This window comes from Streptomyces sp. NPDC029041, assembly GCF_040637515.1.
In the GTDB taxonomy this organism is placed as follows: Bacteria; Actinomycetota; Actinomycetes; order Streptomycetales; family Streptomycetaceae; genus Streptomyces.
On the sequence record NZ_JBEZWO010000009.1, the window covers coordinates 235967 to 256125 of the forward strand.

The 20159-nt window shown below is 70.7% G+C and carries 16 protein-coding genes; 2 read left to right on the plus strand and 14 right to left on the minus strand.

The genetic code is table 11. The features are described from left to right. Positions 1 to 601: 601 nt before the first annotated feature. Complete coding sequence (locus AB0F04_RS24925) at positions 602 to 3628, plus strand: aminotransferase class III-fold pyridoxal phosphate-dependent enzyme (protein WP_362044669.1); 3027 nt, start codon at positions 602 to 604, stop codon at positions 3626 to 3628. 190 nt (positions 3629 to 3818) lie between these two features. Here AB0F04_RS24925 and AB0F04_RS24930 read toward each other — a convergent pair whose 3' ends face one another. From AB0F04_RS24930 to AB0F04_RS24965, 8 genes are all read right to left on the minus strand, one after another. After that, entirely contained in the window at positions 3819 to 4016 is a 198-nt protein-coding gene (locus AB0F04_RS24930; protein ID WP_362044922.1) for a ferredoxin, read from the minus strand. Positions 4017 to 4048: 32 nt separating this feature from the next. Continuing rightward, positions 4049 to 5233: a cytochrome P450 gene (locus AB0F04_RS24935; protein WP_362044671.1), complete on the minus strand. Its 1185-nt coding sequence runs from the start codon at positions 5231 to 5233 to the stop codon at positions 4049 to 4051. A 267-nt stretch (positions 5234 to 5500) separates the two neighbouring features. Then, entirely contained in the window at positions 5501 to 7654 is a 2154-nt protein-coding gene (locus AB0F04_RS24940) for a SpoIIE family protein phosphatase (protein ID WP_362044673.1), read from the minus strand. An 84-nt stretch (positions 7655 to 7738) separates the two neighbouring features. Beyond that, a complete protein-coding gene (locus tag AB0F04_RS24945; RefSeq protein ID WP_362044675.1) occupies positions 7739 to 8092 on the minus strand; it encodes a DoxX family protein in 354 nt (117 codons plus the stop codon). Further along, on the minus strand, positions 8089 to 10056 hold the full coding sequence (locus AB0F04_RS24950) for an acetoacetate--CoA ligase (RefSeq protein WP_362044677.1): 1968 nt from the start codon (positions 10054 to 10056) through the stop codon (positions 8089 to 8091). The genes AB0F04_RS24945 and AB0F04_RS24950 overlap by 4 nt, the downstream gene beginning before the upstream one ends. Next, complete coding sequence (locus tag AB0F04_RS24955) at positions 10053 to 11636, minus strand: bifunctional 3-(3-hydroxy-phenyl)propionate/3-hydroxycinnamic acid hydroxylase (RefSeq protein WP_362044679.1); 1584 nt, start codon at positions 11634 to 11636, stop codon at positions 10053 to 10055. Before AB0F04_RS24955 ends, AB0F04_RS24950 begins: the two co-directional genes overlap by 4 nt. Before the next feature lie 18 nt (positions 11637 to 11654). Then, positions 11655 to 12632: a fumarylacetoacetate hydrolase family protein gene (locus AB0F04_RS24960; protein ID WP_362044681.1), complete on the minus strand. Its 978-nt coding sequence runs from the start codon at positions 12630 to 12632 to the stop codon at positions 11655 to 11657. Positions 12633 to 12661: 29 nt separating this feature from the next. Continuing rightward, positions 12662 to 13807: a VOC family protein gene (locus tag AB0F04_RS24965; protein WP_362044683.1), complete on the minus strand. Its 1146-nt coding sequence runs from the start codon at positions 13805 to 13807 to the stop codon at positions 12662 to 12664. Between the two features lie 135 nt (positions 13808 to 13942). On the opposite strand from AB0F04_RS24965, the gene AB0F04_RS24970 reads away from it, so the two are divergent. After that, complete coding sequence (locus AB0F04_RS24970) at positions 13943 to 14623, plus strand: TetR/AcrR family transcriptional regulator (RefSeq protein ID WP_362044685.1); 681 nt, start codon at positions 13943 to 13945, stop codon at positions 14621 to 14623. Positions 14624 to 15066: 443 nt separating this feature from the next. Here the strand turns inward: AB0F04_RS24970 and AB0F04_RS24975 are convergent, their stop codons facing one another. From AB0F04_RS24975 to AB0F04_RS25000, 6 genes are read right to left on the minus strand one after another with little or no spacing between them, the layout of a single operon-like run. After that, entirely contained in the window at positions 15067 to 15462 is a 396-nt protein-coding gene (locus AB0F04_RS24975; RefSeq protein ID WP_362044687.1) for an SRPBCC family protein, read from the minus strand. A gap of 56 nt (positions 15463 to 15518) precedes the next feature. Further along, the gene (locus AB0F04_RS24980) at positions 15519 to 16979 is read right to left on the minus strand and encodes an aldehyde dehydrogenase family protein (RefSeq protein ID WP_362044689.1); all 1461 of its coding nucleotides are present in this window, start codon (positions 16977 to 16979) and stop codon (positions 15519 to 15521) included. Between the two features lie 45 nt (positions 16980 to 17024). Further along, the gene (locus AB0F04_RS24985) at positions 17025 to 17810 is read right to left on the minus strand and encodes an SDR family oxidoreductase (RefSeq protein WP_362044691.1); all 786 of its coding nucleotides are present in this window, start codon (positions 17808 to 17810) and stop codon (positions 17025 to 17027) included. Then, complete coding sequence (locus AB0F04_RS24990) at positions 17807 to 18670, minus strand: fumarylacetoacetate hydrolase family protein (RefSeq protein WP_362044693.1); 864 nt, start codon at positions 18668 to 18670, stop codon at positions 17807 to 17809. Before AB0F04_RS24990 ends, AB0F04_RS24985 begins: the two co-directional genes overlap by 4 nt. After that, positions 18667 to 19539: a fumarylacetoacetate hydrolase family protein gene (locus AB0F04_RS24995; protein ID WP_362044695.1), complete on the minus strand. Its 873-nt coding sequence runs from the start codon at positions 19537 to 19539 to the stop codon at positions 18667 to 18669. The genes AB0F04_RS24990 and AB0F04_RS24995 overlap by 4 nt, the downstream gene beginning before the upstream one ends. Further along, positions 19536 to 20153 (minus strand): carboxymuconolactone decarboxylase family protein, encoded by a 618-nt coding sequence (locus AB0F04_RS25000; protein WP_362044697.1) that lies wholly within the window; start codon positions 20151 to 20153, stop codon positions 19536 to 19538. Before AB0F04_RS25000 ends, AB0F04_RS24995 begins: the two co-directional genes overlap by 4 nt. Between the last annotated feature and the right edge of the window lie 6 nt (positions 20154 to 20159).

A 20159-nucleotide genomic window follows, 5' to 3' on the forward strand; every position in this document is an offset into this window, starting at 1 on the left:
GTCACGGCCTCGCGTCCCTTGTTGCCGGATTCTCCGCGGTGTTTCACTGACGCATCACCTCGGCTGGAGTGAGCTCGTGACTCGACCACGCACTTGGAGCAGCCATGGCACTTCCGTAAGCACCCGATCCCCCGGTCCGTCACCTCCAGCGGGCGCTGCCGAGGGTCGCCGCGTTCCTCGGGTCGGTGTCAGCGGTTGGCCAGGCGGAGCGGGATCGAGATCGCCCGGGAATCCCCCAGAGAATACGCCGGGCTCAAGGCGAGGGTCGAGGACGACGAGGACACCGATGGAACCCGCCGAGGCGGTGCGCGGTGTGCTCGCCTCCCACGTCACCTGGGACGTCCTGACCGCCGCGTGAGACCTGCTGGCCGTCGACTCGGCCGAGGTCTGCGCAGCCCGTGCAGCGATCGAGACACAGCCGCGGCAGCCCTGCCCGCCTCCTCCCGGGAACCGCATCGGTCGGACCGTCCGGCAGCCGACTGTCAGCGTCGGCCCGAGGCCCGGCACGGTGGGGGGCGGAGGACTGGCGACGACCTGAGCGTCGTGACGTGGGCCCGCGGTGAGTGATGAGCGACCTGACGACAAGAGAGAGAACGCACCGATGACCTCAGTGACCACCACCGGCCAGGACGGAACGACCGTCCCCGGTCACACCGGCCAACTGCCGGGCCCGCTCCTCGATCACGTGCTGCGGCAGTCCTTCGGACTCGAGGGATATGTCCAGCGCCCCCTGGGAGGGGAGGTCGACCAGAACGTCCGCATCACCGGCGATGACGGCATGCGCTACTTCGTGCGGGTCACCCGCGCGGAGCCGGACTCGGCCGACGTCCTCTGGCAGAACTCGCTCCTGCGGCATCTGGCCTCCACCGTTCCCGGCCTTCCGGTGCCACGGCTGGTCCCGACACGCGAGGGGAAGTCCCTTGCCACTGTCGTCCACGAGGGCCGAACGCACGTGGTCCGTGTGATGAGCTGGATCGAGGGCCGGGTCCTGGCGGAGCTCGACGACCACCCCGCGAGGCTTCTGCGTCAGCTGGGAGAAGCGGCCGGACGGCTCAGCCTCGGACTCTCCAGCGTGGAGCCACCGGTGGGCCTGGAACCGCACGACTGGGACATGCGCCGGGCCGCTGAGATCGTCGAGGCGTCGCTGCACGCCGTACAGGACGCGGACCGGCGGGAGTCGGTGCGCACGATCATGGACTGGTACGCCGATCTCCTGCCGACGTGGGACCGACTGCCTCGGAGCGTCGTACACCAGGATCTCAATGACGCCAACGTCCTGGCCGACACCGACGAGGACGGGGGGCTGCGGATCTCGGGCATCGTCGACCTGGGCGACTCGCTCTACGGTGTGCGCGCGGCGGAGGTGGCGATCGCGGCGGGCTACGCCATGCTCCGCAAGGCCGACCCGCTCGCCGCTGCGGCCGAAGTCGTGGCCGGCTTCCACTCGGTGCTCCCCCTCACGGCTGAGGAACTGGCGGCTGTCTATCCGCTGGCCGCCGCCCGGCTGTGTATGAACGCCGTGACGTGGACGCGCCGGGTCGCCGAGAGCGACACGCCGTACGGGCGGATCCGCATGCAACACACCTGGCCGGCGATCGCGCGGGTGGCCGAGATCTGCCCCGACGTCGCCGAGGCGACGTTCCGGGTCGCGTGTGGGCTCCCCCCGACGCGGGAGCAGCGGGGTTTGGAAGAGGTCTTGGCAGAGGCGGCCCGAGACGGTGCCCCGTACGCACCGGCCCCGCAGCTGCTCGACCTGCGACCCGCAAGTGATCTCTACGACGACGTCGACTGGCACGACGCGAGGGCGGTGCGCGCGAGCATCGAGGACGTCCTCGACGGACGACGGCGACGGGGCTACGTGCCCCACCTCAGCGCGTCGCTGCTCCTGGGGGGCCGGCGCCGCCCTGGAGCCGACCAGCCCGCGACGGTTCAGGTCGGCGGCTCACTGATCGTGGCAGACACCGAGGAGGTTGCCAGCCCGCTGTCCGGCGTCGTCGAGGCCCGCGGTGGCGCCGGGATGCCGTTGGTACTGCGACACGGGGTCGAGGGGCGGGAGTTCTGGACCTGCTGGTGGGGACTCGACGACACGCCGCCCGTCGCCGCGACGGTCCCGGCCGGGGCGCCGTTGGGACGCGCCGGCGCGAGCGAGGAGACGGACCCGCTCGGGCCCTGTGTCCACGTACAGGTCCACCGCACCGCGCGGATGGCCACGTGGCCGCCGCCTCGTGTCGTGCCGCCTTCCGCACGGCAGGTGTGGAGCCACCTGTCACCCGACCCCGCCCGGCTCCTCGGGTTCACCGAATCCCCCGCCGCAGTCCCCACCATCGACGACGTCGTCTCGGTGCGCCGTCGCCACATCGCTCGCTCCCAGCGCAACTACTACCGCACCCCGATGAACCTTGTGCGCGGGCGGGACGTGTGGTTCCACGACGAGGACGGCCTGGCCTATCTGGACTCGCTGAACAACGTCACCCACGTCGGCCATGCCGAGCCACGCGTGACGGCAGCCGCCGTCCGGCAGATGCGCAAGCTCAACACCAACAGCCGTTTCGTCTACCCGCAGATCGCCAGTTACGTGCAGAAGCTGGTGGCCACGCTGCCCGACCCGCTCGAGGTCGTCTTCCTCGTGTGCACGGGCAGCGAGGCGAACGACCTGGCGCTGCGGATCGCCCGCCAGGTGACAGGTCGTCAGCACATCGTCAACATCGACGGCTCGTACCACGGAAACACCGGCGTGGTGACCGGGATCAGCCCGAACCGTTACAAGGGTCCCGGCGGCGCCGGTGCACCCGCGACCACCCACGAGGTCGTCATCCCGGACCGCTACCGCAGTACCTACGGGTACGACGACGCGGACGCGGGGGTGAAGTACGCGCGCGACGCCGCGGCCGTCATCGAGCGGATCACGGCCGACGGCCGCCCCCCGGCCGCCTTCATCGCCGAGTCCCTGATGGGATCGGGTGGGAACATCGTGTTCCCCGACGGCTACCTCGACGGTGTGTTCACCGCTGCCAGGCGGGCGGGCGCCCTGTGCATCTCCGACGAGGTCCAGGTCGGCGTCGGACGACTCGGGCCCTGGTGGGGGTTCGAGCTCCAGGGGGTGGTCCCGGACATCGTCACGATGGGCAAGCCGCTCGGGAACGGGCATCCCCTGGCGGCGGTGGTGACGACCCGGGAGATCGCCGACGCGTTCGACACGGGCATGAAGTACTTCAACACCTTCGGCGGCAACCCGGTCTCCTGCGCGATCGGCGAGGCCGTGCTGGACATCGTCGAGCAGGATGGGCTGAGGGAGAACGCCGTGCGCGTGGGCGGGTACTTCGCCCAGTCGCTGCGCGAGCTCCAGCAGCGCCAACCGCTCATCGGTGACGTGCGGGCGGAAGGGCTCTACCTCGGCGTCGAACTGGTCCGCAACCGCAGCACCAAGCTGCCGGCCACTGAGCAGGCCTTCATGGTCACCGAGCTCATGAAGGAGCGAGGTGTCATCGTCTTCCCCAACGGCGTGCACGACAACGTACTGAAGATCAAACCGCCCATGACCTTCCGCCGCGAGCACGTGGATCTCTACGTCGACGTGCTGGACGAGGTCCTGTCCCTGCCCGAGCTGCGCTCGGCCGTTCAGCCCTGAGAACTGCCAAGGTCTCGCCCGCCACGGGCGACATCGCCGCGGAACTCGCCCTGGAGGGCCGCACCTCCCAGCCGATCGACGTCATCCCCCACGACCAGCGGCAGCCGTCAGGACACCATGTGTGCAAGTGGCGGCGGGCGGCGGTGCCGGCAGGTGACTCGCCGACGACCGGCATCGAGCGGGGGTGCGGTCACGACACGGTTCGAAGGGCGCCGACCGGGCAGGCGTTGACGGCCGCGCGTGAGGCGGTCAGATGCTCGTCGGGTATCTCTGCGCCCTCGAAGTGCTGGGTGAGTTCGGCGTCGTCGTCCAGGCTGAAGACGCCGGGGGCCTGCTCGGCGCAGAGGCCGTGGCCTTCGCAGCGCGTGGTGTCGACAAAGACCTTCATCGTGCTGTCCTCGGAGTGGTCGTGCGTGGGGCTCACGCGGGGATGAGTTCGAGAGGCAGGCTCTCGAGGCGGTGGATGACGTTGTTCAGGGCCCACTCGGGTGTGCCGGCCACCTCGATGCGGTCGACGCGGCCGACCAGGGCGCGAAGCATGGCGGAGGTCTCCATGCGGGCCAGGCCCTGGCCGGCGCAGCCGTGGGTGCCGTGCCCGAAGCCCAGTTGGCGGGCGGCGTTGCGGCGGATGTCGAAGGTGTCGGGGTCGTCCCATTCCAGCGGGTCGCGGTTGGCGGAGCCGTAGAGGACCAGCACCCGGGAGCCCTTGGGCAGGGGGATCCCCGCGAGTTCCGTGTCGTGGGCTGCGGTCCGGGAGAAGGCGCGGATCGGGGATGCGTAGCGGACGACCTCGTTGACCGCTTTCGGCACGAGGTCCGGGTCCGCCTTCAGCAGGCCCCACTGTTCGGGATGAGTGGCGAACAGGTGCAGGGCGCTGGAGATGGCGCTGATCGTGGTGTCCAGGGACGGTGCCAGGTAGTCGATCATCATCGTGGCGCACTCGTCCGGCATGATGCGGCCCTCGTCGGCGGCACGCAGCAGATCATGGCCCATGCTGCCGTCCAGCACAGACCGGTCGCGCACGACACCGCGCGCGTAGCGCAGCATGCCGAGGGACGCAGGGAGGGTGCGCACCGCCTGGCGATTGAGCGGACCCAGGGCGTCGAAGGTGGCGCCGGCCCATCGCAGCAGGTGCTCGCGGCCCTGCCGGGGCCAGCCGACCAGGTCGGGGACGACCGACATCGGCAGCGCCGTGGCGACCTCCACCGCGTCCACCGTCCGGCGGGCTACGGCTGCCGCGACCACGGCGGCGGCCTGCTTCTCGACCGTGTCCTGCATCGTGCGCAGCGCCCTGGGGGTGAGGCGGTGCGCGAGGAGGGAACGGCGGCGGATGTGCTCATCGCCGTCACTGAACAGCGTGGTTCCCTGGCCCACACAGTTGGCCACTGGGTTCAGGCCGACACCGCCCGAGGAGACGAACGTGTCGTCGTCCAGCAGTACCTGCTTGCACTCGGCATAGCGCGGCAGGGCGTAGACCTTGTGCTTGCTCAGCCGGACCACGGGGCCGAGTGCGCGCAGCGCGGCGTAGTGCGGATACGTGTCGCGGATGGCCGAGGCCGAGTACAGATCGGGGTCGTAGACGGGAATCTCCGTACGCATGGGCATGAAGAGGCCTCCTGAAGGAGCCGTGAGAGTGCGTGGGGCATGACGGTGCTTGTCGGGGCCGGCTGGTCCGTGGGCGGCTGACGGGAGCGCAGCCTCGGTGAGTCCCCGCCCCCTCTCCCCCTGTTGCGCGAACGGGCGCCGTGAGCGCAACGACTCCGTTCTGACGAAATACTCAAGCTTGATGGAATGCACCGTCAAGGGTTACGGCCGAGAAAATGATGAACTCATCAGGACTGCGGGTTCTCTGCTTGCATGTGTGGGCGCCGGCTAACGGACGGAGGCAGACCCCGTGGGCCCGGCGTGCTTCTCCGCGCCCAGTTCGGCCCAGACCGTCTTGCCCTGCCGGGCGTGGCGCGTTCCCCAACGCTCGGCGAGCTGGGCGACAAGGAGCAGGCCGCGGCCGCCCTCGTCGGACGCGCGGGCCCGGCGCAGGTGAGGGGTGGCGCCGCCGGCGTCGGACACCTCGCACAGGAGGGACTGGTCACGGATGAGGCGCAGACGGATGGGGGGCCTGCCGTGGCGGATGGCGTTGGTGACCAGTTCGCTGACCACCAGCTCGGCGACGAAGTCGAGGTCCCCCAGTCCCCAGGACGACAGCTGCCGGACGGCGCTCGAACGAGCCCGGGCGACGGCTGCCGGGTCTGCGTCCATGTCCCACGCCGCGACCTGATGCTCCCCGAGGGTGCGGGCGCGGGCCAGCAGCAGGGCGACGTCGTCGTGAGGTCGGCCTGTGGGCAGCAAGGCCTGGAGCACCGTGTCGCAGGCGGCCTCCAGGGAGGCGGAGGGTTGCGCAAGGACGAGGCGCAGGAGGGTGAGGCCCGCCTCGATGTCGCGGTCGCGGGCTTCGAGCAGGCCGTCGGTGTACAGGGCGAGAAGGCTGCCTTCGGGCAGGTCGACCTCCGCCGCCTCGAACGGCAGGCCACCCAGGCCCAGCGGCGGGCCCGGTGGCAGATCCAGGAAGTCGACGGTTCCGTCGCCGCTCACCACGGCGGGCAGCACGTGCCCCGCGCGGGCCAGTGAGCACCGGCCGTCGACGGGGTCGTAGACGGCGTACAGGCATGTGGCGCCGATGTCCCCGGCCCCTTCCGTCTGGTCGGCCGAGGCTTCGGCGGACAGACGGACGACGACGTCGTCCAGGTGCGTCAGCAGCTCTTCGGGCGGCAGGTCGATGTCGGCGAGGGTACGCACCGCGGTGCGCAGGCGCCCCATCGTGGCGGCGGCGTGAATGCCGTGGCCGACCACGTCGCCCACGACCAGGGCGACCCTGGCTCCGGACAGCGGGATCACGTCGTACCAGTCGCCCCCCACACCGGCCTGGGCACCGGCGGGCAGATAGCGGCAGGCGACATCGACGGCGGACTGCTCCGCCGTACGCCGTGGCAGCAAACTGCGCTGGAGCGTGAGGGCCGTGGCACGGGCGTATGTGTAGCGGCGGGCGTTGTCGATGGCCACGGCCGCCCTGGCCGCGATCTCCTGGGCGAGGAACAGGTCCTCGTCGTCGAAGGGAACCGGGTCGTGGTGACGGCAGAACCGCGCGACGCCAAGAGTGGCGCCGCGGGCGCTCAGCGGCACCACCAGCGTCGAGCGGGCTGGATGGGTGCCGACGCCGTCGGCCGGATCCGTCGGCGTCGTCGAGTGCCGGGAGGGCCGGCCGGTGGCCAGGGCGCGAGCCGTGACCGATCCGGCCGCGCAGGTGTGAACCGCGCCCAGCCCGACCGTCGGCTCCGGGCCGCCTTGCGCCGACGACGCGTGGGCGACCCGGCGCAGTACGAGCGGGCCCGGCGCCGGACCGCCGTGCCCGTGGACCATGGCGTCGAGCAGGTCGACGGTGACCAGGTCGGCGAAGTGGTCGAGGGCGAGGTCCGCCAGTTCCTGGGTGGTGCGAGCGATGTCCAGGGTGGTGCCGATACGCAGACCGGCCTCGTTCACCAAGGACAGTCGCCATTGCAGTCGCCGGTCCCGCTCCTCCTGGAACGCCGTGACACCCTGCTCGGACGCGTCGTCGACGTATCCGTTCGCCATCGCGATCAGGAGGCGCGATGCCGCGCTGATCAGCTCCGCGTCCTTCGTCAGCCGAGGCATCTCGGCAAGCAGTCTGTCCAGGACGACACCCTGACCGAACCGGAAGGCCCGCAACAGCGCTGTGACCGGCGCGCCGTGCCGGGCCAGCCGGCGCGCGCGTTCCAGCTCGGCGGCCGGCGGATCTATCTCGCTCGGCTCGATGCCGTATTCCAGGCCGGCCAGCACTCCGACAACATGCTCGGTGATGTTCTCGGACGTCATGCGGACGAGTTCCGGGTTGCTCCACAGTTCGGGAACCTCACGCCGCAGGCACCGCACCACGTCGGCGATCACCTCGTCCGCCATCGGCCCGAGGTCCCCGGCGACACGGGACACAAGGCCGGCGGCCGTGTACTCCACACGTTCGACAGTACGCCGGACGGGGGGCTGCTGAACTGTCGGGCATCGACAGCCTCCCGCTCGATGCGGCGCACACCCGGGCCCTCAGCCGGCCGCGATCGCCACCCCGGCGTACGCCACCGCCGTCACAGCCAGCACGGCGGCGGGCAGGGCCCGCACGGGCGGGTCGCCTTGGCGCAGGTGCACCACCGCGGCAGCCGCCATGAGCACAGCCAGCCCGGCAGCGGCGGCCACGCCGAGCGGGGCCGACGCCAGACCGAGCAGCAGTCCGGCGGCTCCGGCGAGCTCCAGTGTGCCGATGACTCGGTAAAGGGCCGTTGACATGCCGAGGTGCGCGGCTGCCTGACGCATGAACCGCACGGCGGCGATCTTCGCCAGCCCCAGGGGGAGGAGGATGAGGGACAGCGCTACGGCGAGGGTGGTCTGTGCGGTTGTCATGCCGATCCGTCCCGGCGTTCGGCGCCCAGGCGGGCGTAGTGGTCGATGAGGTCGGGGGCATCCACGGCTGCCGGGTCGACCACCTGCTCGACCGGGGCGCCCTGGAGGAGGCGTTTGACGGGGACTTCGAGTTTCTTGCCGGTGCGGGTGTGCGGGATGCCGGGGACCTCGAGGATGTCGTCGGGGACGTGGCGGGGTGAGGCGCCGGTCCGGATCGCTTCTCTGATCTTTTCGCGGAGGGCGTCGTGCAGGGTCGCCCCGGCGGCGAGCACCACGAACAGTGGCATCCAGTACCCGCCGCCCGGCTCCTCCACACCGATGACCAGCGCCTCCGCGATCTCCGGAAGGCGTTCGACGACGTCGTGGATGTCGGCGCTGCCCAGGCGGACGCCGTTGCGGTTGAGCGTGCTGTCGGAGCGGCCGTGGACGATCACCGAGCCATGGGAGGTGAGGGTGATCCAGTCGCCGTGGCGCCACGCACCGGGGTAGGAGGAGAAGTAGGCGTCGCGGTAGCGGGTGCCGTCGGGGTCGTTCCAGAAGGACAGCGGCATCGACGGCATCGGGCGGGTGACAACCAGCTCGCCGACCTGGTCCACCACCGGGAAGCCCTCGGCGTCATAGGCGGCCAGCGCCACACCCAGCTGGGGCGCGGACAACTCCCCCGCCCAGACGGGTGTGTTGGGCGCTCCGCCCGCGAAGCCGGAGACGACGTCAGTGCCGCCGCTGATGGAGGCCAGCAGCACGCGGTCGCCGACGTGGTCGCGGACCCAGGGATAGGCGGAGGCAGGCAGGGCGGCGCCGGTGCAGCCGACCACGCGGATCGACGACAGGTCGTGGACGGACGGGTCGATGCCGAACTTCTCCATGCCGAGCAGGTACTGGGGGCTGGTGCCGAAGACGGTGACCCGGTGACGCGCGGCCAGTTCCCACAGGACGTCGGGCTTCGCGAGGGGCGCCGGGCTGCCGTCGTAGGTGCAGGCCGTGGCACCGGTCAGCAGCGTCGAGGCGACGAGATTCCACATCATCCAGTGCGTGGTGGTGTACCAGAGGAGGCGGTCGCCGGAGCCCAGGTCGGAGTGCAGGCCCAGGGTCTTGAGATGCTCCAGCAGGACACCGCCGTGGCCGTGGACGATGCCCTTGGGCAGGCCGGTGGTGCCGGAGGTGAACAGGACCCACAGGGGGTGGTCGAACGGCACCGGGACGCAGGTGAGTTCCTCGCTACGGGTGGAGGCGTCCTCCCACGGGACGATCAAGGACGGGTACGCCCGCGACGGCCACGGCAGGCCCAGGTGGTCCACCAGCAGTGTGGCCTTCAACGTCGGTAGTGCGGCGGCGAGTTGGAGGACGGCGTCGCGGCGGTCGTAGGTGCTGCCGTTGAAGAGGTAACCGTCTGCGGCGACCAGGACGGTCGGTTCGAGCTGGGTGAACCGGTCGGCTGCCGCATGGGGGGCGTAGTCCTGCCCGCACACCGACCACACGGCGCCCAGGCTCGCGGCGGCCAGGAACGCGACGATCGCGTGCGGCGTGTTGGGCAGATAGCCCACCACCCGGTCGCCTGGCCCCACGCCGAGCTCGCGCAGGGTGGCCGCGACCGAGGCGACCTGGGCGCGCAGGTGGCCGGCGGTCACCTCGTAGCAGGAGCCGGTCTCGTCGAGGGCGATGACCGCCACGGCGTCCTCGGCGTGGTTGCGCAGGGCGTGGTGGGCGTAGTTGAGCGTGGCGCCGGGGAACCAGCGGGCGCCGGGCATCCGGTCCTGCGCCAGGACCTTCTCGTAGGGGGTGTCGGCGTCGATGTCGAAGTACTCCCACACCGCACCCCAGAAGCCCTCCAGATCGGTGACCGACCAGCGGTGCAAGGTGGCGTAGTCGGAGCCGGGCATCCCGACGTGGCGGGCGAAGTCCATGATGTAGCTGTCCGCGACGGCCCGCGGATCAGGCGTCAGGAAGGGGTCGGGCGCGCTCATCGTCTGATGCTCCTCAGCAGGCTGTTGTCGACGGTCCGGGAGGAAGGGTGGGGGCCGCGCGTGGTGTGCAGGAGGGACGCCCAGGCGGTGGTGTCCGTGAAGTCGAGGCCGCCGGCCGGGACGATGTCCATGACGATGCGGTCGGGACGCAGCAGTACGGCGTCCGCCCGGCCGGAGCGCAGCCAGGCGGCGAGGGTGCCGTCGTCGCCGAAGTCCGTGACGGGGATGGCGCGGATGCCGAGTCCGTGGGCCAGGGCGTGCAGCGAGGGTCCGGGTTCGGCGGCGGTCAGGAGGGCGAAGGAGTCGCCGAGCAGCTCATCGAGGCGGGTACTCCGCCCGTTGGCCGTGATCCACGGTTGCGGGCAGTAGGTGCCCACCAGGCCCCTGCGGGTACGGCGCCGGACGAGGGGCCCGGTGGTCAGGGGCGGACTGAGGTCGCGGCCGGCCGCCGTGGTGAGCCCGGGTATGCGGCAGGCTACGGCCAGCAGCCTCCGGCGCACCGCGGCGGCGCCGTCCTGGCCGCCGGTCATGGCCCAGCCCATGGCGACCGCGAGCCGGATGACATGGCGGGCATGCGGCTTGCGTTCACTCTCGTAGGTGTCCAACATCTGCTGGGAGCCGCCCTGTTGGAGGACACGGGCGAGTTTCCAGGTGAGGTTGTAGGCGTCCCGCAGGCCCGCGCACAGGCCCTGTCCGATGAAGGGCGGGGTGAGGTGGGCGGCGTCACCGAGGAGGAAGACCCGTCCGCTGCGCCAGCGGTCGGCGACACGCGCCCGGAAGGTGTACTGCGTCTCACGGACGACCTCGAAGTCCCCGTCGTACGACTGCGGCAGCCACGGGGCGATCAGCTCGCGGACCGGCTCCTGGCCGTCCCGAAGCCGGAACTCCCAGCGGTAGCGGTCCTCACCGACGCGCATGAAGGTGGCCGGCCGGTCCGGGTCGCAGACCTGGTCGACGCCCTCCCAGCAGCGGACGTCGGCCGTCGTGCGGACGTCGACGACGGTCCAGCGTTCCTCGAAGCGCAGGTCCTCCCATACGGCGCCGATGGCCTTGCGGGTGAGGCTGCCCGCGCCGTCGCAGCCGAGGACCGCCTCGGCCCACAGCCGGTGCTCGCCGTCGTCGTCGCGGTAGGTCACGCGCACGGGGCCGGCCGTGTCCGGTCCGACGGCGGTGACCTCCACGCCACCCCGCAGTTCGCACTCCGGGCGCCGGGCCAGGGCAGCGCGCAACAGGCGTTCCAGCTCGGGCTGGTCGAACATGCTGGTCTGCGGGTAGCCGTGCAGGCCGTGCTCGGTGCGGCGGAACTCGGCCATCACCCGGTGCCGGGCGTCGAGCAGCCGCAGCCCGTTGGCCGGTCGGGCGATCGCGGCGAACTCCTCTCCCACGCCCGCGGCCTGGAGGATCCGGCGTACCTCGTCGTCGGTGGCGACCGCGCGGGGCAGCGGGTAGACGTCCTGGTGGCGTTCGAGGACGACGCTGCGGATTCCGCGCCGGGCGAGGAGGAGGGCGGCGGTCACGCCCACGGGTCCGGCCCCGATGATCACCACGGGTACGGCTGCCGGGTTGTGCTCGACGGTCATGTGCGGCTCACCTCTGCCCTACTGCGCGTCCGCGACGGGCGTGCGCTGCTCGCCGAGGTCGATGCGGCCGTCCGGGGTCGCGATCGTCGCCGTGATCACGTCACCCGCGTGCAGGTAGTGCGGGTTCTTCGCCTGGGACTTGAAGAAGGCCTTCCATTTGACGGCGGGCGGCAGCAGGGCGCCGATCTTCTCGACCGCTTTCGGCGGGGCCTTCAGCGCTGTGCCACCGGGCGTGCCGGTCAGCAACAGGTCACCGGCGTCCAGGGTCTGGAAGCGGGCGAGCAGGGTGAGCGCCTGCGCCGGGCGGACGATCATGTCGGCGAGGGTGCGGTCCTGGCGCAGTTCGCCGTTGACGGACAGCTTCAGCCGCAGGTCGAGGAGGTGGGCGAAGTCCTCCGGCTCCAGCAGGGTGAGGTACGGCCCGGTCGGGGTGAAGGTCGGGTACGACTTGCTCTCGTAGAACTGCGTCTTGGTCAGCTGGACGTCCCGCGCGCTGACGTCGTTGGTGATCACGAGCCCGGCGACGTACGACGGAAGGTCCGGCTCGTCGACTCGGGTGCCGAGGGGCAGCGGCGCCCCCATGACGAGGCCGAGTTCGATCTCGTAGTCGAGGAACTTCACATGCGGGGGCCGGACGACGGCGTCGCCTGGGCCCGTGACCGAGCCGGACGCCTTGCGGAAGAAGGCGGGCGGGATGTCGCCGGTGAAACCCGAATCACGGGCGTGGCTACGGTAGTTGACCATCTGCGCGACCACCCGGCAGGGCGTGGTGACCGGCGAGAGGGCGGCCAGGTCGGCGACGGGCGTGCCGGGCTCGCCGGAGAGCGTGGCCGCTTGTACGGCGGCTCGGTCGGCGATCAGTTCGGCGGTGGTGACGGCCTTGGTGTCGACCGGGACGGCCCGGTCGATGGGGGTCCCCCCTGCTCGAGCGGAGTCGAGAGCTTGGGGGAGGACCGCCCACCACCCGTCGGCGGTGCGCAGGACGTTGGTGCTCATGTCAGTACTTTCGTGAAGGAGGTGAGGACTCAGGACTTGGCGGCATGGAGCAGACCCAGCAGACGCGCCACGTCCATCTCGTTGTCACCGCGCAGGGCCTCGATGACGTGGCGGATCCGCTCCGGGGAGGGGCTCGCGCCGAGGAAGTCACGCGTGGCCGGCGGACCCCACTGGGCCAGTCCGCTGGTCGAGAAGGCCGCCCAGCCGGGCTCGACGTCGCAGGAGAACAGGTCGCCGTCGGCGAAGTGCTCGAGCATGAAGTGGTCGGGATCGCGCCAGTAGTCGAAGAGCTGGCTGCCCTGGATGTGCCGGCCGATGCCCCAACTGCGCCTGTATCCACGCTCCTTGAGATATTCGCCACCGGCGGCGATCGAGTCCAGGTCGGTGACCTGGTAGGCGGAGTGGACATAGCCGGTGCCCGGCCCCAGGTGCATGGCCAGTGTGTGGTGGTCGGCCGGCACGCTGCCGAGGTCGCAGCGGATGAACGCCATGACCGGGCCGCGTTCGCGCTGCCCGTCCAGGAACAGGAAGTCCGACACGATCATGCCGAGGGTGTCGAGGTACCAGTCCAGCGCCCGCGCGAAGACCCGCGTCTCCAGTACCAGATGTCCCAGCCGCTGGATCCGGGACGGCTCGCGCGGTGGGCGCTGCGTGGTGTTCGTTCGACGGTGAGCGGTGCCGAAGTTGAGCAGCTGCGGCTGCTGCTCGGGCAGCGCAGGAAGCTGTTCTCCGCAGTACACCACCCGCACCGGGAGGCCGGACGGGTCGAGCAGGCCGACCACTTTGCCGCCACCGGGCACGTCCGCGTCCCGCACGTCGGACCCGGTGGCGCGCGCCAGCCGGTCCAGGTCGGCCCGCTCCGCCGCGCGGAACGCCGGGCCGATGAAGCGCGAGCTCCGCCCGCGCCGGATAACCATGCAGGGCGAGCCCGGGAAGGTGCCGCGCAGCCACAGCTCCCGCTCCGTGCGGGCGGCGACACCGAACCCGAAGTCGCGGGCGAAGACCTCCGCCCGGTCCAGGTCGGGCTTCTCGAACTCCAGCCAGGCCAGGTCCGCCACCTTGACGACGGGATTGCGGGAGCGGCCGGGGTGCTCGCCGCGCAGGGCGCCCTGGTCGCTGTGCAGGTCCTGGTGGGCCGTCTTGACGTCGGTCCCGTGGACGCGGGGTTCAGACATGGTGCCCTCCGAGCAGCATTGCCGTAATGAGGGAATCATCAACTTTGACAGTCTCGTCGTCAAGGCCTTCTCGGCATGAAATGATGATTCCATCAGAGATGCTGCGGTCATCGCCCTCGCGGTTAGACTCTGTGCATGCCTACGTCAGCCCCGCCCAGCAACCGGTTCGAGCGGCGCCGCGCCGAGACCCGTCGCGCGCTCATTCGCGCCGCCCGGCAGATACTCGCCGAGACCGGGGACACCAGCGCCAGCATCCAGGCGATCGCCGAGCGCGCCGACGTCGGCTTCGGCTCCTTCTACAACCACTTCGAGTCCAAGACGGAGCTGTTCGAGGCAGCCGTGGTGGACGCCCTGGAGGAGTTCGGCCAGAACTTCGACGAGCGCCTCGTAGGGATCGACGACCCCGCGGAACTCGTCGCGGCGGGTTTCCGGCTCAGCGCCCGCATGGCCGACTCCCACCCCGAGCTGATGCAGGTCCTGCGCCTCCGCGGCATGGGCCACATCCACTCCGACAACGGCCTGGCCCGGCGGGCCCTGCGCGACCTCGAGGCCGGCCTCGCGTCCGCACGCTTCGCCCCTGTCGACCCGGTCGTCGCCCTGACCGCCCTGGGCGGAACTCTGCTGTCCCTGGTGGAGCTGAGATTCGCCCGCCCCGACCTGGACGGCGACGAGGCCGCGGTGAACCTCGCCGAGATGGTCTTGCGGATGCTGGGCGTGCCACAGGACGACGCCCACGAGGTCGCCCGGCGCCCCCTCCCCGACCCCGCCTCACCGGCCACGCCTACGGGTGGAACGACGAGCTCGGCCGGAGGGTGATCGAGCAGCCGGTGAGACAGGCGCCGATCGCGTCCCCGGCAGGGGGGTGACCCCGCACAGGCGCAGCCCCTCGGGCACGTTCCGGGCCCGTGATGGCCTTGTCCGCCTTGTCTCTTGTCCGGCAGCGGCTTCAGCGAAGTGAGCAGCTCACCCCGAACGCTGCGGATGTCCGTGAAGACGATGCGATGTCTGGCTGCCGCCGAGGCGACGCGGCCTTCCGCTCGGCGGTACTGCCGACTCCGGCAGGCCATGCGCCCGCCCGGTGTGGGTTCCCCGTATTCGTCGGCCTGGTGATCACCGCGGCGGACTCACCGTCAATCCGTGACACGGAGGCCCGCCTCGTACAGGAAGGCGGGCCGGCTCACCTGACCCGGCCCGCATCGGAGTGCCCCGCTGCGTTCACCGCGGTCGGCACGGTTCTCACCTCGTGCGCCCCTGCCGGGTCAGGGGTGCGCTGCGAAGTACCGGGCGATGCCCTCGATCCCCTCGCCCACGGCTCGCTCGACCATGGGTGCCAAGGACTCGGGAAGGATCTCCTGGCTGTAGACCACGCGTGAGCCGTGCCCGTCGGGAAGCACGTCGATGGTGCCCAGGTGGAAGTCGATGGGCTGGGGCATGCCCTCGACGAACCGGTACTGGAAGCGGCGCAGTTCGTCGTTCTTCGTCACCACGAGGGACTTCAGCGTGCCCTCGGGCGTGGTCAGGTGGCGGTGCGTGCCGTCGAAGTGTGCCTCCTCCACGGCCGGGAACCACTCCGCAATCATGCTCACGTCGGTGAGGACGGCCCAGACGCGGTCGGGGTCCTGATCGACCCGGGTGTCGAAACGGAATGTTGCCATGCGCACTCCTTGATTGTGGTGATGACGGCTCCGCGCAGGCGCCGTACGCGGCAGGATCAGAAGGGGTAGCGGGAGTGCTCCGTGGAGAGGGTGACCCAGCGGGTGTTCGAGAAGGACTCGATGCCCCAGCGTCCGCCGAAGCGGCCGTAACCGGAGGCCGCGAACCCGCCGAAGGGGGCCTGCGGTTCGTCCCCCACCGACTGGTCGTTCACGTGCACGATGCCGGTGCGGATACGGCGTGCCACCTTCAGGCCGTGGGTGCCGTTCTCGGTGAGGATGCCGCAACTGAGGCCGTGCTCGGTGTCGTTCGCCAGGGCCACCGCCTCGTCGTCGTCCGCGAAGGCCCTGACGGCGACGACGGGTCCGAAGGCCTCGGTGTGGTGCAGTTCCGCGTCCTCGGGCAGGTCGGTCAGCACGGTCGCCGGATACAGGGCCCCGTCCGGTCTGCCACCGCCGGTCAGGACGCGCGCGCCCTTACCGACCGCGTCCGTGACCAGGGCGGCGACCCGCCACGCGGCGGCTTCGTCGACCAGCGGGCCGATGACGGTGCCGGCCAGGCCGGGGTCACCGCTCGGCAGGTCGGCGACCTTCGCGGTGAACCTGCGGGTGAATTCGCCGACGAGTGAGGTGTGGACCAGGACGCGGTCGGCGCACATGCAGATCTGGCCGGAGTTCATGAACGCGGCGAACACGGCGGCGTTCACGGCGTGGTCGAGGTCGGCGTCCTCCAACACGATCACGGAGTTCTTGCCGCCGAGTTCCAGCACGGCCGGCTTGAGGTGCTCGGCCGCGAGGGCACCGATGACCCGCCCGACGCCGGTCGAACCGGTGAAGTCGACCGCACGGACACGCGGATCCGCGATCAGTTCCCGCGCGATGCCCGCGGCGTCCGCCTTGTCATTGGTGATGACGTTGAGGACGCCGTCGGGCAGTCCCGCGTCGCGCAGCACGTCGGCGACGAACAGGCCGCACGCGATCGGGGCGTCCTCGCTCGCCTTGACCACGACGGTGTTGCCCGCCGCGAGCGGGGCGGCGACCGCCCGGGTGCCGAGGATGACCGGAGCGTTCCACGGCGCGAACGCGGCCACGACGCCGAGGGGTTCGCGGACGGCGAGGCTGAGTCCGCCCGGCTCCTGGGTGGTGAGCACGTCCCCGCGCGGGGCGGTGATCGCGGCGGCGGCCTCGCGCAGCATGCCGGCGGCCACCTCGACGTTGAACAGCGCCCATCCCCGGGTCCCGCCCGTCTCGACGGCCATCAACTCAACGGCTTGTTCGCCGCGCTGTTCCATGAGATCCGCCGCGCGCAGGAAGATCTTCCGCCGGGCGAAGGGTGCGAGCGCCGCCCACTCGGCGAAGGCGGCATCCGCCGCGTCCACCGCGGCTCGCACGTCCTCGGAGCCGGCGGCAGCGACCCTGGCATACGGCTCGCCGGTCCAAGGGCTGATGTCGGCGGTGGTCCGACCGGAAGTGGCCGGGGTCTCCTTGCCGCCGATCAGAAGATTACGGTCAAGTGGCACGGGGGCGTCCTTCTTGGTTGCTCGGGCCGGTGCGCGACCTGCGGGTCAGGCGCCGATCATGTTGAAGCCGCCGTCGGCGTTGAGGTAGACGCCCGTCATGTGGGCGGCGTCGTCGGTTGCGAGGAAGAGGGCTGTGCCCGCGAGTTCGGCGGGGCCCGGGATACGGCCCATCGGGGTCTTGGCGATCATGTCCTCGCGGCGGCCGGACTTCCAGTCCGCACGGTTGAGGAGCATCCCGGTCTCCATGAAACCGGGGGCGAAGGTGTTGACCCGCACGGCGGGGGCGAACGCCTGGGCGTAGGACTTGGTGATGCCGAGGAGGCCGTACTTCGCGGCGGCGTACTGCGGGGCGCGTGCGCTGCCGCGGACGATCACGGTGGAGCCGATGTTGACGATCGCGCCGTGGCCCTGCTCCAGCATGCGGGAGCCGAACTCGTGCACGCACAGCATCGTTCCCTTGACGTCCACCGCGAGGACGTGGTCGATGGACTCCTCGGTGAGCTCTCGCCAGGACATCTGGTCGCCCGCCGTGTCACCGACGTTGTTCACCAGCACGTCCAGGCTGCCGAAGCGGCCGAAGACCTCCTCGGCCATGCGGATGACGTCGGCGTGGACGGCGATGTCGGCCTGCACGGTGAACGCCTCGCCGCCGAGGTCCTTGATCCTGGCGACGGTCTTGTCCGCCCCGGCGGCGGAGTTGCGGTAGTGGACGGCGACCCGGGCGCCTTCGTGGGCGGCACGGACGGCGATCTCGGCTCCGTAGCCGGTGCCGGCACCGGTGACCAGGACGGTACGGCCTTCGAAGCGTCGGGGAATGCTCTGCTCTGTCATGGGAGGTCCCTTCGGAGGTGTACGGCCGAGAAGAACTGACGGATCTCGCCGATGCCCTCGATACGGCTGACGAGCTCGTCGCCCTCGGTGAGATATCGGGGTGGATCCATCCGGTTGCCGACGCCGGCCGGAGTGCCGGTGAAGACCAGGTCACCCGGGAAAAGCGGCACTACCGCCGAGAGACGGGCGATGAGCTCCGGCACCGGGAAGATCATGGACTTGGTGCGGTCGTGCTGGACGGCCACGCCGTTGAGCAGTCCGGTGATCTCCAGGTCGTCGGGGTCGGCGAACTCGTCCGGGGTGACCAGGACGGGGCCGGTGGGGCCGAAGCCCGGAAACGACTTGCCGAGACTGAACTGTGCGGGTGTGCCTCGCAGTTGAGTGACGCGTTCGGAGAGGTCCTGGCCGACCGTCAGACCGGCGACGGCCTCCCAGGCCCGGTCCTCGCTCACCCGGTACGTCTCCCGCCCGATGACCACGACGAGTTCGACCTCCCAGTCCACCGTGCCCGCCGGAAGGGCCACGGTGGTGTGCGGGCCGGTGATGCAGGCCGGGAACTTGGTGAAGACAAGGGGTTCGTCGGGCGGGGTGAAGCCGGCTTCCGCCGCGTGCGGCGGGTAGTTGAGGGCGATGGCGAACACCTGCCGGGGGCGGGGCACCGGTGCGCCGAGTGCGGTGGGGTCGACGGTGATGTCGTATGCCCGATCGGACAGTCCGGCCGCCCACTCGCACAGTCGGGGCCACTCCCCCAGCAGGGTCATCGGATCGGTGGGCAACCGTCCCTTCGAGGCCCTCCGGACATCCGCGGCCCGGTCGCCGCGGACCAGGACGGCGCGTCCGCCGAGGACGCCGAGCCTCACCAGTCCACCTTCTGCGGTACGGGGGTGCCGTGGCCCTGCTCCCAGCTGACGATGGGGTTGCGCAGCACGCCGAGGCGTTCGACCTCCGCCTCGACGACGTCACCGGGCTTGAGGTACATCTCCGGGTCGCCGCTGAAGCCGGCGACGCCCTGCACGGTGCCGGTGGTGATCAGGTCGCCGGCGCTGTAGCCCTGCGGGGAGTGGTAGGCGACCAGGTGCGGGATGGAGACGGACATGCGGTTGGTGTTCGACTTCTGCCGGACCACGCCGTTGACCCGCAGCTCCATGTCGAGGTTCTGCGCGTCCCGGATCTCGTCCGCGGTGACGATGTACGGGCCCACCGGGCAGAACGTGTCGATGGCCTTGCAGAAGGAGAAGACGCCGGACTCCATCTCTCGGCGCTGGATGTCGCGCGCGCTGATGTCGTTGAAGACGACGTAGCCGGCGATGTGGTCGGGCGCGTCGTCCACCCCGAAGAACTTGCCGGGCTTGCCGATGACGACGGCGATCTCCAGCTCGTAGTCGAGTTCGCTGGTCAGGTGCTCGGGGTAGATCACCGGCTCGTCGGGGCCGACGATCGCGTCGACGTTCTGGAAGAAGACGATGCCCTTGTGCATGGGGTGCGACCAGTCGACGTTCTTCGACTCGTCCTCGTGCTCACGGAAGTTGCCGGAGGTGTGGAAGAACTTCTTCGGCACGATGGGGGCGCGTAGTCTCACGTCGTCGAGCCGCAGTCGCTCGCCGGTCTCCGCGACCTTGCCGTCCCGCTCGAAGTACTCGCGTGTGGATCCGGTCTCCAGGGGAATGACGAGCCGCTCCTCCAGCTCCAACCGGCCGACGCGACCTTCGTCGAAGGTGATCAGTTTCATGCTGTCCCGCTTTCGGTGTGTGGTGTGTCGCGGTGATCCGCCTGAATCGCCGGGCCCTCTCCGGCGAAGACCCGCAGCTGAAGGGCCAGCAACGCGTAGTAACCCACCAGGGAGGTGAGTTCGAAGAGACCTCGCTCTCCCCACGCGGCCACGGTGTCGAAGTACTCCTTGTCGCTCAGCGCACCGGCTCGGGTCAGCGCGGCGGTCGCGAGCAGCGCGGTCCGCTCTGCCGGGTCCGGCAGGTCCGGCAGTCCGCCGGCGCGCAGGGCGTCCAGCTCGGATTCGGTGACACCGCGCGTCCGGCCCACAGCCTCGTGCGCCTCCCGCTCGAAGGCACTCCCCCAGTGGGCGGCGACGACCAGGATGGCCATCTCGCGCGCACGGTCGGTCAGGACCGACTCGTAGCGCACCGCCGTCCCGACCGCCTGGACGGCGAGACCGACGGGCGGACTGAGCAGCATGGCGTTGAACGGGCCGAGCAGCCGTCCCTCCTCGTCGGCGAGGGCGAAGGCCTGTGGTCCGGCGGCCCGAGGGCCACCGGTGACAGCCCGGTAGACCTCGCTCTGCTGCTCGTCCAGCTCGCCGGGCAGCAGTCCGGCCAGACGCGCGGTCATCCGCGC

Coding starts and splice junctions, on each gene's coding strand:
- AB0F04_RS24925 (WP_362044669.1), top strand. CDS start 602: ATGACCTCAGTGACCACCACCGGCCAGGACGGAACGACCGTCCCCGGT.
- AB0F04_RS24930 (WP_362044922.1), bottom strand. CDS start 4,016: ATGAAGGTCTTTGTCGACACCACGCGCTGCGAAGGCCACGGCCTCTGC.
- AB0F04_RS24935 (WP_362044671.1), bottom strand. CDS start 5,233: ATGCCCATGCGTACGGAGATTCCCGTCTACGACCCCGATCTGTACTCG.
- AB0F04_RS24945 (WP_362044675.1), bottom strand. CDS start 8,092: ATGACAACCGCACAGACCACCCTCGCCGTAGCGCTGTCCCTCATCCTC.
- AB0F04_RS24950 (WP_362044677.1), bottom strand. CDS start 10,056: ATGAGCGCGCCCGACCCCTTCCTGACGCCTGATCCGCGGGCCGTCGCG.
- AB0F04_RS24955 (WP_362044679.1), bottom strand. CDS start 11,636: ATGACCGTCGAGCACAACCCGGCAGCCGTACCCGTGGTGATCATCGGG.
- AB0F04_RS24960 (WP_362044681.1), bottom strand. CDS start 12,632: ATGAGCACCAACGTCCTGCGCACCGCCGACGGGTGGTGGGCGGTCCTC.
- AB0F04_RS24965 (WP_362044683.1), bottom strand. CDS start 13,807: ATGTCTGAACCCCGCGTCCACGGGACCGACGTCAAGACGGCCCACCAG.
- AB0F04_RS24970 (WP_362044685.1), top strand. CDS start 13,943: ATGCCTACGTCAGCCCCGCCCAGCAACCGGTTCGAGCGGCGCCGCGCC.
- AB0F04_RS24975 (WP_362044687.1), bottom strand. CDS start 15,462: ATGGCAACATTCCGTTTCGACACCCGGGTCGATCAGGACCCCGACCGC.
- AB0F04_RS24985 (WP_362044691.1), bottom strand. CDS start 17,810: ATGACAGAGCAGAGCATTCCCCGACGCTTCGAAGGCCGTACCGTCCTG.
- AB0F04_RS24995 (WP_362044695.1), bottom strand. CDS start 19,539: ATGAAACTGATCACCTTCGACGAAGGTCGCGTCGGCCGGTTGGAGCTG.
- AB0F04_RS25000 (WP_362044697.1), bottom strand. CDS start 20,153: ATGACCGCGCGTCTGGCCGGACTGCTGCCCGGCGAGCTGGACGAGCAG.